Origin of the sequence: Collinsella sp. AM09-41 (assembly GCF_003473245.1) — a bacterium.
Taxonomy (GTDB): Bacteria; Actinomycetota; Coriobacteriia; order Coriobacteriales; family Coriobacteriaceae; genus Collinsella.
The window spans coordinates 226,971-240,763 of record NZ_QRMJ01000004.1; the positions used below are offsets into that span (position 1 = coordinate 226,971).

Sequence of the window (13,793 nt, forward strand, 5' to 3'; positions counted from 1 at the left end):
TCTCCCTTACCGTCGTCGAGTAGCCAATTTGGGACGGGGCCTTTTTAGCTACTCTCGAACAACTTATTCCTCGACCGGCGTGAGCACCATGACGGCGCGTGTGTTGCTCAGCGACAGCGAACGACAGGTCACGAGCGTTACAACCTTGGTTGCCGAAGCGGCACGATCGGTGGCATCACTCGCCACGGCAGAGGCACCGTCGAGCATCTCGGACAGGTAGTTCTTGAGCCCGTCATCGCCCTCAAAATTGGGCGTGCGCGCCTTGGCATACGTGTCCTCGACAACTTTGGTCGCCAGTGGTCGCAGCTTATACGTAGCATCCCGTGTGATGTAATACACAAACTCGATGCTATCGAACGTCGCCTGATCAGTGGTGTCCGAAATCACGTTGAACATCGATCCGTCGTTCATATGGTGGCCGTAAATCGTGGTCTGCTGGTCGACCATTCCCGGCGCGGTGTCATCACTATCCAAGAAGATGGCACCGGACGCGTTAGATGTACCGTCAAACAGCGTGTTGAGGTATTTGGAGTTGTTGTTGGTCTGTACCACGGGATAGTTGATGTTGGTTCCCGGCACGTAAATCCAACCCACAATCTCGGGGTTCGTCTGAGCAAGCGCATCAAAGTCGATAATCGGCACGCCACTGGCGTCCTTATCGCTTACATATTGCTTCTCGATTTTCTGATACGAATCGCTCGCCTGCTTATAGCCAATCTGGGCATTAATAAAGATAGCGGCGGCGGCGACAATCAGGCCGATGCCCACGATGATGAGCAAGATGGGAATGATGGATCGGCGTTTCTTACGCGGCTGCTCGGCATAGTTGGACGGCGCGTCACTCAGCTGCCTCGTCGTCTGAGCCTGCTTCTTTGCCGTGCCATATGATGAAGGGCGATACGCAGCCGGCGTATCCTGGCGGCGATGGGACGTCGGCGTTACGGAACGCGGCGCGCGCGGCTGCTGAGGAGAGGATGTCCGACCTTGCTGCGCCGCATGGGCAGTACCCGGCTTCGACGGATCGGGAATCTGGGAAGCCTTGAATCGTTTTCCCTGATAGTCGGACATGGCTCTCCTTATACTGCGGTGAAACGGCGGAACGCCTAGGCGTCGGCCATCTCCTGCTTCATCTTCTCGATAACCCTGCGGTACTCGGGGTCGCAAGCACCCAGAATCTGAGTGGCATAGATGGCGGCATTCTTGGCGCCGTTGATGGCAACGCAGGCCACGGGCACGCCCGAAGGCATCTGCACCATCGACAGCAGCGAATCCATACCGCCCAGGTCACTCGTCTTCATAGGTACGCCGATAACCGGCAGCGGTGTAAAGGCGGCCACGACACCACCCAGGTGAGCGGCCTTGCCGGCGGCGGCGATAATCACTTTGATACCGCGATCGGCGGCAGTCGAAGCCCACTCGTGGACCTTCGCCGGTGTGCGGTGTGCGCTCGCAATGACAAGCTCATAGGGCACGCCCAGCGCCTCGAGCTCGGCGGTGCAACCTTCCATAACGCCCAGATCGGACTTGGAACCCATGATGATCCCGACAACCGGCTTTTGATCTGCCATAAACAAAGACCTCCTGTTGAGAGCGGTGACGCGGCGGATCCGCGACCCTTAACTACTGAGAGTAGTATAGCTGCCGATGCTGATGTGTTCGGCGGGAGACGGAACGCTTTGCGAGATTAAGGCCGAAGGGTCGGAGCTTTCCGCCCACATTCAAAAAGCGTGCCCACCGTCCTTGGGTGGGACGGCGGGCACGCTTGCTTAGCTGTTGCTGGGGCTACTTAGCCTTGCTGCGACGATGGAAGAAAGCGCCGATCGCGGCGATGATGGCGCCAAGACCACCGACGGTCGCGACGGTCGCCGCCGTCTGGTCTCCGGTATTGGGAATCGCCGAACCGTTCTTCTTGCTGCCCTGGGCCTTGTCGCCTGCGGGCTTGCCCGCCTGGTTGCCGCCGTTCGAGCCATTGCCGGAACCCTGGTTGCCCGAGCCGCCCTGATTGCCGGAATCGGCATCCTTGAGGCTCTCAATAGCCAGCTTGAGCTGGTCATAGGCCGCCTGGAGCTGGGTGTCGGAAGCATTCTCATCACCCAAGACGTCCTCGGCGTAGGTAATGGCATCCGTCAGGGCCTTGACAGACTCGGCCGTCTTGCCCCTGGTGTCAGTCTCCTTCGCCTGCTTGACCAGGGCCTTGAGCTGCTTCTTAGTCGGATTCTCGACCGGGGCCACCGGGGTCTTCTCGAGCGCGCCGCGGGCGCTCTCGAGCGCCCTGAGCGCCTGGTCGACCTCGTCCTGCGTGGCGTTCTCGTCGCTCAAGATGGCGCGGGCGCTCGCCAGGGCGTTCTCGAGCGCCGTCCAGGAGGCCTCGGTGTAGTCACCGGCCTTGAGGTCGCCGGCAGCAACCTCGGCAGCAACCTTTTCGATCGCGGTAGCGAGATCATCCTTCGCCACCGGATCGGGAACGGCCGTACCGTAGAACTTGAGCTCCGCCACGCTGCAGTAGGCATCGACGTCGCCACCGCCGGCGTGAATCACCTTGACGGTCACGTAGCGACCGCGCGCGGCGCCAAAGCTCATCTGTTTCCAGTCGCCACGGTCGGTGAGTACGTGGCCGTCGTTGTCGAAGGCAAACGTACCCATCGACACGGCGGTGCCCATCTCATAACCGTCGGCAGTGTCGGAGACCAGTATCTCGGCCTCGAAGATATCGCCGTTAGTGCCGCCGTCCTGGCGCGGCAGGAATGTAACGTCGGTGAGATCGTAGTCGCGGCCCAGGTCGACACTCAGATACTGGGGCATACCGGTCCCATGGGCCCAGTCGCTGTGCCAAAGCGTCCGCTCGTCGCCGTCGAGAGCGTTGACGGCGTTGCTGCCCTCGTAGTCGGCCTCACTCGAGAAGCCGGCCACCTTGACGTTCTTGCGGTTCTCGGGCGTGTTGATAAGAATCTTCTCATCGACAGGGCGCATCTTGAGGCCGTCGATTGCCTTCTCGATCTTGGCTGTGGCGTCTGCGACATCCTTCTTGCTATAGCTGCCTTGGCCGCCGTCGAGGAGCTTCTGAGCCGCCTCGACCGCAGTGGTGAGAGCTGCATAGGAATCCTTAGTGTAGACGGACTCGCTGTAGCCCGCGGCCTTGGAAAGCGCTGCCACGAGCGCAGAGGTATCGACACCAGCCTTGACCTCGACCTCATAGGATGCGGTCTTGGAGGGGTCGAGTAACGACGCCACCGTGATCTTTGCCTTGCCGGCCTTGTTGGCACGCAGGTAGTAGCTCACGCTATCGCCAGCCTGAACAGCGGAGACGCTTACCACAGAGGGGTCGGAGCTCTCGACCGTCACATAGGGGTAGCCGGCGCTCTCAGGCGTGGCCTTGGCGTCGACGAGCGTAACGTCGCCTTCAAAGAACTCGGTCTGGTTCTTGCCTAGCTCGACACCCTCGATGGCCTCGACACCCTGCGTGTAGTTGAAGTTGACCTCACGCAGTGTGAGCATCTGGTCACCCGATGCCTCAAGCGGCGTGACCTCGACCTTGGTCGCCTTCTTGCCCTTGTTCTCGGCAGAGAGGCCAAAGGCGTAGCGAGCCCGGAAGGAATCGTACTCCCCGCCCGCGAACTCTTGGGTCGAGCCATCCTCGAACGTCACGACAGCCTTGATCTTCTGCACGGTTCCGTTGCCACCGTTGCGGTTAACGACCTCGACACTATCGAGTTTCGACGGCGTCTTAAATGCGAATGTCATCGTGGTGGGAAGCTTCACGTAACTCGGAAGCTTACCCTCGCTGTCCCAGTTGCCGCTCCAGTTCCATAGGAACTCAAAGCCGTTGTCGCCCTCGTTATTATCGAACAGCGCGTTATAGCTCTTCTGCTGGATAAGTTTCTCGACGTTGGTCCCGTCGTCGGTCGTGAGCTCATCGTTGGTCATCGTGATGTTGAAGGCATCCTGACCGTACTCGGCGACCGTTGGCTGAGGAACATCCGGCATCGTCACCGTGCCGTCGCTCGCAAACTCAAGTGCGTCGCATGCCGGACCGATGAGCCAAGATGTCGAGGGCAGTTCGACCTTGCCGGCGGTCTTGGCCTTGAGCTTGAAACTCGCCACCGCGCCGGTACCGTTGTAGAGCTTGCCATCGCCGCGGTTGGCAAAGGCGAGATTGATAGTCTGCGTTCTGTCCGCGAACTGGACCTTCTCGCGAGACAGGTTCTCCATGCCGGCAGTCGAGCCGTCCTGCGCGATGCTCTCGGACACAAACTCGAACTGGTCGCTCTTGAAGTTGACGAGAGCGCCCAGGGCGTTGACGTTCTTGGCGTCGGCCGCATAGACATCAACGGTGATCTCATCACCGGCCTCGACCTCGGTCTTGCTCGGAATCACCGCGAGCGAACCTGCGACCTTGCCCTTTTGTTTAGTGCCGCCGTCAAGACCCGCCATGGTGAACGAGTAATCGTAGACGTCGTAAACGCCGTTATCGTTGAGGTCGGCGAAGTGGTCGCGGATCTGCGAACCGAACGTCGGGGTATCGGGCTCGCGATTCTCGAGGCCCAGGTAGTTCTTCATGTTGGAGTAGTCTCCGTCGGAGATCGTGGCCTTGTTGAGGTTGGAGCCCACGGCGAAGCCATCCGTGCCGTCGGTCTTGTAGATGGCAATCTCGGACGCGGAGAAGAAATTGCCGACCGAGGCGAGCGGTGTCATGCGCACGTAACGGGCGGCCACGGTGCCGTCAAACGCTACCGTCTTACAATCAGCGGAACGTGCCCAATCGACCTCCTGGCTCGTCCAGTGGACGCCATCGAGACTCGTCTCAACACGCATCTTGGTCACAGTGCCGTTGCCGGCGTCATCGCGCGGATAGTACTCGAGCTTATCGAGCTTGTAAGCGCGTCCATAGTCAACGGTAAGCGCCTTGCCCAGATCGTTGCCACCGGAGTGGAAACCGCCGTCGCCCGACTGGAACTCATGGTCGAAGGCGAGCTCGGCCTTATGGCTGCCGTAAAGTGAGCCCTCCCAGGTGATTTGCTCGGCGTCGGGGACGTTCCGCCACGGATCGAGTGCGGAGTTCGCCTCGAGCACATCGCTCCAGGCGGAGTAACCCTCGGCGTTGCGCGAACGAATCTGGTAGGTGTGCTTGCTATTGTAGGCGAGGTCGGTGTGCGTGAACTCGGCCGCATCACCCACGGCAAACACAGTGCCGTCGACCTTAAGGTCGTAGGAGGTAGCACCATCGACCTTTCCCCAGGTGAGCTTGATGCTCGTTGGGGTCGTGACGTCCTCGGGGGCAGCAAGGTTCGTGGGTGCGGAGAGGTTCTCGTTGAGGCGATCGGCTGTGAGCGTTGCGTCGGCGTTCACGAAACCGCCCAGCTCAAGCGTCTGCGCCGCTGCAGCAACATCGGTCTTCGCGAACTTGACGTAGACCTTGGGGTTCGTGGTGATCTTGGTGTTGTTGAAGCTCTCGCCCTGCTCGGCCTCGGTGCCGTCCGCATCGCTGCCGTAGTGGTTGAGGTTGGGGGTCTTGCTGTAGAAGTAGACCGCCTGGCCGGCCTCGGGGGTCGCGGCGTCAAAGGTCTCCTGCGAGTTGACCTCAACCACGTTGAGTGCGGATCCGCCGTTCTTGGCGACGACGCTCGTGGGCTTGGCGGACACATTGGCCACGAAGGTCGTGGTGCGGTTGGAGTCGTAGCCGTTGTAGCCGCCCTGCGAGGCCTCGGCGGTAAAGGTCGCGGTGCCGCCTGCGGCCTTGGAGCTGTAGACGGTGCTCACATGCTCACCGTAGGAGATATTGTCGATCGTGCCGTAGGAATCGTCCTCAGTCGTGTTGTTTTCGATGGAGGAGCCGTCGTCCTCGTACTGCGTAAAGGTGCCGTCGCCCTCGGTGGCGAAGAACTCGACGATACGCTGACTGCGGTCGGTACCCTTGGTGTTGGTGTCGCTCACTGCCTCGGGGTTGTTGTTCTCGGCGTACATCGGCACGATAGCGTTGGCCTTCACAAACAGCGGCAGCTTCCAAAGCGGAGCCTCGTAGTTGTTGAGAACCTGGCCGCCGCGATACTGCTTACCCGAGAAGTAATCGATCCAGATGGTGGGATTCTCGTCGGTGCCGTAGTTGGGGAGGTAGATCCCATTGCGAATGTCGTTGCCGTTCTCATCTGCCTGGGTATCCTGATACACCGGTGCCACTAGGAAGTTCTCACCGAACATATACTGGTACTGCGTCGAAGTGCTTGCGGCGTACTCGGAGTTGTCAGAAAGCAGCATGGCGCGGATCATGGGCAGGCCGGCATCGCCGTTACCCGTGTCGATGTTGGCCGCCGAGGCCGCGCTCGTGTAGATATAGGGCATGAGCTGCGCCTTGAGCTTGAGATAGAAGCGCGAGATGCCTGTGTAGGGATCGCCGTGCGTCATGGGCGATTTACGGTAGGTGCCCCAACCGTCCATGTCGAGCATAGAGGGCGTGAACGTCTTCCACTGGTAGTCACGCGCAGAGATGATGGGGTCGCCGCCAAAGATGCCGTCCATGTCGGAGCCGATGTTGGGGTTGCCCGAAAGACTCTGACCGATATACGTGGGGATATGGAAGCGAATGTACTCCCAGTTACCGCCATACTGGTCGCCGGTCCAAATGCCACCAAAGCGCTGCGTGCCGGCCCAACCATCGAGCGTGATGATGTTGGGGCGCTTGTTAGCGCCGGTCGTCACCGTGTCATAAGCTGTCTTGATGCCATTAAGACCAAAGGAGTAGCCAGATCCAACCCAGGCAACGTCGGTCTTAAGGGTAGTGATGCCTCCCGTCTTGACCTCGGCGTCGAAGTCGCGAAGCAGATGCCACGGGGTCTCAGGGTTGCTGTCGGGCTCAAGGTTGGACTGGGTCCACAAGCCCGTGCTCACACCCTTTGAGTTGGCATACTCGGTGAACTTCTTAAGGTTGTCGACGTTGGCACGCACAGCGTTAAGACGGTCGGCCGAGCTCGCTCCGTCGGAGTTGACGCCGCCGGTCTTGTAGTAACCGTTCTGGCCATAGCCGGCGCCGTAGCCGTCGTTCGGCAGGAACCAGCCGAGCGGCATGTCGCTGTCCTCGTAGTCATCGATAACCTGCCGAGCAGAGAACTGGCGGTCGAAATCGGTCGCTTTCATGTTCTCGGTATCAACCGTAGGGCCCTCACCGTTGAGCGTCTCGGCCGCAAGTGTGCCGTCGAGCTTGTAGCCCGTCGACATGCCAGACTCGTACTTAACGTCGCCCTTCTCGCTCGAGGACTTGCTGCCCTTGGTCTCCCACTTCTTTTGACCCGAGGTCGTTGACCAGCCATCACGGTTATAGGCATTAAGATGACCAAGGTAGAACCCGTACTCGGGCAGCAGTACCGGGTTACCGGTCACCTTGTAGTAGTCCTGCAGCATCTCAGTTGCCACGTTCGAAGCTCCCTCGTTGGTCGCCACGAAGTAGTAGGCATCAAACTCATTCTCGCTGTGCAAAGTCGTGACCGTCGATGAGTCCGTGGAACCGAAGTCGTAGGAACCCTCTGCAAACGTGTTTCGGAGCACGCCGTAGCCGTCACTCGTCCAATAAAACGGGTTGGGCGAGGCAACGCCGCCATCGGTCCAGTTGTTCGTGTTGGAGATGGCGATGGTCTGGTTGGTGTGCAGGAAGCGTCCGTTCTGGGTGCCGCCGCCAAAGAAGTTCTCGGACTTCTCCTTGGCGAGCGTCTGGACGGTACCCTTCTTATCAAGGTCGAGGGACGCGGACTCGGAAACCACGACACGGTCGCCTGACTTGATACTCATCTTGCCAGTCGCCTTGTCCAGGATCACGGTCGCCTTTCCGCCGGTGATCTCGATAGTGTCGCCCTTGTCGGCAACCGTCGCACTCGGCTTGCTGTAGGTGTCCGAGGTATCGGGCTGAGCCTGGATCTTAGCCGTGTGGGACTTACTGCGCGGCGTGGCGTACTCGGAAAACTCACCCTTGGGGTCGACGTTATAACGGAAAATACCGTCCTCGAGGAACGTAATACGGCCCTTGATGCCGTCAACGAAATCGATGTCGACGACATTCGAGGCAGACTGGGACACGGTCGCCGAGTCGACGCCCTTGAGTGGCGTGGCAATCGCCTGCTGGGGATTGGCAAACACGAGCGTCGCTGCAGTGGCAACGAGGACCGCGCTTCCCTTCACCCACCGTTTCGTAAAAATGGAATTCCTGCGCACCTGGTCTCCTTTCTTCCGAGATGCTGAGGTGCCGAGGACGCCCCCCCGGCAGCATGGGAAAACGTATCAAACGGGGATGTTCGGTACATTCCGCACAATGGGGCCACCCGTTACCAAGGGGCCAACTGGTAGTAACCAGATAGCCACCTACTAGGTCATATCAATATATGGGAGCACTTGCGCAACCAAGTTCGGAAGTCCACCAGCGGCAGTAAAATGAGCGTCAGCGGCAAGGTGGGCTTAATAAGCCATACCAATTGGTTCTTCAGTCAAATACCAATCTAGCAAAAATGTACTGTTTATCTGGTATTACACAGACCATACCTTTCCCTCGGGAACTGGGCTTCGCGAAGTTTCCCGAGGGAAAGGCTCAGCCGCCATCCTGCAACCTACCGGGGATTGCCATGACGTACGTTGGCTGATTTGGTTTGGAATGAGATGTTGACGGTGGCTGATGGGCACAACTGTCCCGGGTGCATTTCAAGATGCACCTAAATGTCTGTCTTTATCCTTATAGATTGTCCAGGTAGTCGTCGGCATCATAGGTAAGGCTGTAAGCTTTATTCAGGATGCGCACGAGCTCCTGGGCATCGTGCTCGCCGAGCGCTGAGAGTTGTTTCGAGAGCGATGCCACACTCTCGGCATTTTTTTTCGCCGCGAAATCACGGCCTTCCTTGGTAATGCTCACCAGCACACGCCGACGATCGTTTGGATCAGTCCTGCGCTGAACGTAACCCTTACTCTCGAGTGAATCCAAGATATGCGACATGCGCGCACGGGAGAATTTCAGCTTCTTGGCAATCTCGGAGGGAATGACATCACCGTCAATACCCGATAGATACTGTAAAACCGGTGCCTCGCCCACACTGGCGCCGCCGGCAGCACTCAAGGATCCCTTGGCAAGGGAACGTGAGTACACAATCAGTTTTCGAGCGACGTCATCGTAATCCACTGGGGATATTGTCCTTTGCAACCCTAGAAGGGCCATAAAACCGTCATTTGCCGTACATTAGTTAACATTCGCAACAATTATTTATGATACCCCAACGCGGAAGTCTATTGCTCGTCCTTCTTGCGTCGCATAAGCTCCTCAACGTCGACACCAGCGGCCTCGAGCATGCGCTCGACATTCTTTTTGGCGTTGGTCGTGCCGACCTTAAGCACGATCGAAAGCGGAGTGCCCACCACCAGGCACACGATGCCCACGGGGACACCCCAGCCGGGGCCGCCCTGCATACCCCACATCCCCATCAAAAAGCCAATCGCCACGAGCGAATAGCCCAGGCGCAGCCAAACATTGAGCCGCTGAATAGCATCGGTCTGCATCTTTGCCTCGCGAATCAAGTCGTCGCGCGAAAGGTCGTGTCCATGTTTCTCGTGCATATGGTCCTCCTCGTGCAAAGTGTGCATCATGCGCAAGTGCATCGTTTGTCGAATACGTCATCTTTCAAGAGCAATATAGCGGGTGTCGTGTAGGCGATGGAGGTCGCTGGCCATATTGCCCTTGAAGGGCGGCGCAAAATCAGAAGGCCGTGCGGTTGAGGCCGCACGGCCTTACAGGGGGCCAGGGGATGATGACTAGTAGCTCAGTGCCGGGTCGAAGAAGCCAATGAGAACGCCCACAAATGCGATCACAACGAGGATCAGCATCATAACGATGGGGTTGACCTTCTTCTTGGTCATCATGTACCAGCAGAAGATGATGAAGACCATGGGCAGCAGGTGCGGATAGATTCCGTCGAGCGTGTCCTGGAACTTACCGCCGCCGGGCAGCACCAGATTGGGGCTGCAGGTGATGGAGACCCAGGTAGCACCGACTGCACCGATGACCATGGTACCGACCATCACGATGGAATCACGCAGAGCCTTGGCCTTGGGGCCGACGAGGGCCTCGACCGCCTTGCCGCCGAGCTCATAGCCCTGGTTGTAGGCAAAGCGCATGCCAAGGAACATGAGCAGGTTCCACACGACAATATAGAAGATGGCACCGAGCGGAGAGCCGCCGGTCGAGAGACCGAGGGCGATACCGAGCAGGATCGGGATCAGGGTACCGACGATCAGCGAGTCGCCAAGGCCGGCGAGCGGGCCCATGAGGCCGGCGCGGATGCCGTTGATGGCGTCGTCGTCGATGGCCTCGCCGTTTGCGCGAGCCTCCTCGAGGCCGGCGGTGACGCCGACAATCATGGTGCCGATCTGCGGCTCGGTGTTGAAGAACGCGGAGTAGGTCTGGAGGGCCTGCTTCTGCTCCTCGGGCGTGTCGTAGAGCTCCTCGACGATCGGAAGCATGGCGCACAGGTAACCGAAGGTCTGCATGTGCTCCTGCGAGAAGCAAGTCAGGTTGCCATAGGACCAGTTGCGGAACGACTTGGCAAGCGTTTTCTTAGAGAGTTTCTTCTTCTCTGCCATTAGATGTCCTCCTCTTCCTCATCATCGGAGCCCGAGGCGATAGCTGCCTTGGGAGCGTTTGCGAGGTCGATCTTGAGCGAAGCGATCTCATAGTTGATCAGGGCGAAGAAGCAGCCGATGCCGGCGGCGGCAATCAGGTTGCATCCCATGACAGCGGACAGGGTGAAGCCGAAGAAGAACGTGAGGAAGTCCGTCGGCTTGGAGATGACCTGCTTGAGCAGGATGGCGATACCGACGGTAGGCAGCAGCGAGCCGACGGTGAACAGCGTCTTCATCGCGATGCCGTCCATGGGCATGTAGGTCTTCATGAGGTCGACCATGGCGGTGCCGCCCATGGTGATGATGAACGTCGGGAGGAACGAGCAGACGATGTGACCGATCCAAGGCAGAACGTTGTTGACCAGGTAGAGCTTGTGGAGATCGCCCTTCTCGAGCCACTTCCAGCCCATGCCCTGCCACACCAGGTTGATGGTGGCGGTGCCATAGAAGAGCACAGTGCCGAGCGTGCCGACGGCGGCACCGAGGGATGCGGCCATGCCGGCAGCCTCAGCGGAGGCGGGATCGATGCCCGAGTTCTTGATGGCGAGGATCGCCAGCGGGATGCCGATATAGGACACGGCGCGGACGTCGGCGGAGACGGTTCCGCCGGGGGTCACGAGAGCGATGTAGACAACCTGGATGGCAGCGCCGACGAGGATGCCCGTCTGCATATCGCCCATGATGATGCCGACGATGAGGCCGGCGACCAGAGGACGACCCAGAGTGTAGTTGCCGATCGTCGTGCCGCCCATGCCAGGCAGTGATGCCAGGCAGGCGAACAGGCCGAACAGCGCGGCTTGGAATGCATTGATTGCCATGCTTTCCCCTTTCTTTATTCCTCAGCCCCTTTCACCAAGGGCTGTAGATACCAAAATGCGGTTGGCGCCTAACTAGAAGCCAAACTGACCGCGGAACTTGGGCCACTCACCGATGGACTTCTCCTTGATAAGGGCGAACTCGACCGTGTAGCCGGCGTTGGTGAGATCCTCGAGCGCCTGGGCCTCTTCCTGCGTGATCGACTGGTTGTTGCCGAGCTTGGTGGTGCCGGGACGATCGTTGCAGGGACCGACGATGATGCGGTCCATGCCGGGCTTAAAGCCAAAATCGACGAGAAGTTCCTTCATGTCGAGCGGGTTCTTGGTGATCAGGAAGTACTTGGTGTCGGACTTGAGAACCTTCTCGGAGACCTCCTTGAAGTGCTCCTTGGTCCACACGAACGTCTTCTTGCCCGAGGCACTCTTGTAGGCCTCCTTGAGCACGGGGTTAGACGCTGCAGCGTCGTTGACGGCGATAAGACCGTCGCAGGGATACTCGAGGGCCCAACGGGTAACGGTCTGTCCATGGATCATACGGTCGTCAATACGGATGAACGAAATCATGCGTTCTCCCTTTCTTTATCACCGGGGGTCTTTCCTCTTAACCCCCGCTCCATCACAAAAATTTGGGCGGATGCGCTGCCTAGATGTCGTCGTCCTCGTCGTCGGCGTCATCGGTCGGGACAACGAGCTCGGACATACCGTTCTTGCCCTCCTGCAGCATCATCTGCCTGAGGGAATCCAGGTCCATGGTGGCAAGCCCCATCATGGCGGTCATAGCCATGGGCAGGTTCATGCCGCCGAAGGCAATGGTGTGGGCGAGCAGGCCCTTCTCGGCCAGCGTGTTCATGGCATTGGTGAGCGGCGATCCGCCCAGGATGTCACCAAGCAGGACAACCTCGTCATCGGCGGTAACGGGAGCGAGCATCGCCTTGACGTTCTCGACATACTCGTCAGCGCCCATGCCGTCCACGAGACTCGTCGACAAGATGTTCGGGGCGTCATTGCCGAGCATCTTGAGGACACTGTGCAGTCCGGGAGCGAGCGTTCCGTGACTGACCATTACCAGATACCGCATGCGGTCTCCTCTCGACCTGCCGTGTGTCGCACGGCTTTGCTTTTTGCTGAGATTATTGTTGCGCTGGGGCATGTTCGGTACAAGAAAATAGTTGCGAACGGCAACTATTCATCGGTTAACGGTAGCAACTATTTTTGTGCCTAAATTATTTTTTCTTCTAATTATTTTTAAAATAGCAGGTAGATTGCCTGATAAATGTTTTATGTTCCTTATGCACCATACATACCAGCAAGAATCGGGCCTGACATCTCCGGTTTGCCCCGCAGTGTCAGACCATGTCACGTACGCCCACGACATGGAGGTACCCCATGGATATGATCTCGTTTCTCGCCTCCGAACCCTTCGACCGCAGCGGTGATACGCCGCTCTATGTCCAACTTAAACATCGAATCGCCCTGCTTATCGCCAGCCAGGCGTTCGACACCAAGACGCCGCTGCCACGCGAGCTCGAAATCTGTGAGCGGCTAGAGTTATCGCGCGCGACCGTGCGCCGTTGCTTCCAAGATCTCGTCATCGAGGGGCGCGTGGTGCGCAAACGTGGGCAGGGCACGTTCATCAAACCCCAAACCTCAGCACCCGGCATCGACCTGGCCCTGAATTTCAGCGCGCGGATGCGCGAAGCGGGACGGGTTCCGAGCTCGCAGATTCTCGCCTTTTCAAGCATACCGGCCGTCCGCGGCATCGCCTCTGGGCTCAAAGTGCCCGAAGGGACACCCGTCTGGGAGATTCGCCGCCTGCGTCTCGCCAACGACAAACCCATGGAGCTCAACTACGTCTATATCCCCGTGTCACTTTGCCCCGAGCTCACACGCAAAGACGTGGATGGCTCGCTCTACGCCTACATCGCGGAAAAGACCGGCATCCTGCCCGCAAGTGTCGATGCCGTCTACGAGACGGTCAACCTCGACAAGCATGAGGCGCGCCTTTTGGGACAGAACACCGGTAAGGCGGCGATGCGCATCGTGCGTTCGACCTACGACAAGACGGGAACCCCGTTCGAGGTAGGCGTGCTCATCAGCTGCGACGGTCAGGCAAAGCTGCACGTGCACATCGCCGCCGACAAAACAACCTTCACCGCCACAGCCCAATAAATCCAAAACGTGGGCGCCGTCGTTCAAACGAACGACGGCGCCCACACTCATTTTCTATTCAGCCCTAGTCATCGCGCAAAGCCCCTTCGGCAGCACACGGTGCAGCCGAGTCACCGCAGGCCGGGGCGGAGGGGGCCGAGTTTCCCACTGAGCGACTCTGCTTGCAGC

The 13,793-nt window shown here is 58.9% G+C and carries 10 protein-coding genes; 1 reads left to right on the top strand and 9 read right to left on the bottom strand.

Annotated elements, in window-relative coordinates; translation table 11 throughout:
• Positions 1–63 precede the first annotated feature (63 nt).
• The 9 genes from DW112_RS06750 to DW112_RS06790 all read right to left on the bottom strand — a co-directional run bounded on the left by DW112_RS06750 (position 64) and on the right by DW112_RS06790 (position 12,534).
• Complete coding sequence (locus tag DW112_RS06750; RefSeq protein WP_118328613.1) at positions 64–1,068, bottom strand: class B sortase; 1,005 nt, start codon at positions 1,066–1,068, stop codon at positions 64–66.
• Between the two features lie 35 nt (positions 1,069–1,103).
• Positions 1,104–1,568 (bottom strand): 5-(carboxyamino)imidazole ribonucleotide mutase, encoded by a 465-nt coding sequence (gene purE / locus DW112_RS06755; protein WP_118094032.1) that lies wholly within the window; start codon positions 1,566–1,568, stop codon positions 1,104–1,106.
• A gap of 214 nt (positions 1,569–1,782) precedes the next feature.
• On the bottom strand, positions 1,783–8,163 hold the full coding sequence (locus DW112_RS06760; protein WP_147351836.1) for a discoidin domain-containing protein: 6,381 nt from the start codon (positions 8,161–8,163) through the stop codon (positions 1,783–1,785).
• Between the two features lie 544 nt (positions 8,164–8,707).
• Positions 8,708–9,148, bottom strand: coding sequence for a MarR family winged helix-turn-helix transcriptional regulator (locus tag DW112_RS06765; protein WP_158556894.1), 441 nt, complete (start codon positions 9,146–9,148; stop codon positions 8,708–8,710).
• Positions 9,149–9,252: 104 nt separating this feature from the next.
• On the bottom strand, positions 9,253–9,579 hold the full coding sequence (locus tag DW112_RS06770) for a hypothetical protein (RefSeq protein WP_117646153.1): 327 nt from the start codon (positions 9,577–9,579) through the stop codon (positions 9,253–9,255).
• Between the two features lie 195 nt (positions 9,580–9,774).
• Positions 9,775–10,602: a PTS system mannose/fructose/sorbose family transporter subunit IID gene (locus DW112_RS06775; RefSeq protein WP_117716197.1), complete on the bottom strand. Its 828-nt coding sequence runs from the start codon at positions 10,600–10,602 to the stop codon at positions 9,775–9,777.
• Positions 10,602–11,459 carry a PTS sugar transporter subunit IIC gene (locus DW112_RS06780; protein WP_089572605.1) on the bottom strand — a complete coding sequence of 286 codons (858 nt, stop codon included), beginning with the start codon at positions 11,457–11,459 and terminating at the stop codon, positions 10,602–10,604. The genes DW112_RS06775 and DW112_RS06780 overlap by 1 nt, the downstream gene beginning before the upstream one ends.
• Before the next feature lie 72 nt (positions 11,460–11,531).
• Complete coding sequence (locus tag DW112_RS06785) at positions 11,532–12,020, bottom strand: PTS sugar transporter subunit IIB (RefSeq protein WP_089572604.1); 489 nt, start codon at positions 12,018–12,020, stop codon at positions 11,532–11,534.
• A 79-nt stretch (positions 12,021–12,099) separates the two neighbouring features.
• Positions 12,100–12,534 carry a PTS sugar transporter subunit IIA gene (locus DW112_RS06790; RefSeq protein ID WP_118328616.1) on the bottom strand — a complete coding sequence of 145 codons (435 nt, stop codon included), beginning with the start codon at positions 12,532–12,534 and terminating at the stop codon, positions 12,100–12,102.
• 308 nt (positions 12,535–12,842) lie between these two features.
• Here DW112_RS06790 and DW112_RS06795 point away from each other — a divergent pair, with 308 nt between their 5' ends.
• Positions 12,843–13,625, top strand: coding sequence for a GntR family transcriptional regulator (locus DW112_RS06795; RefSeq protein ID WP_158551165.1), 783 nt, complete (start codon positions 12,843–12,845; stop codon positions 13,623–13,625).
• Positions 13,626–13,793: the final 168 nt, after the last annotated feature.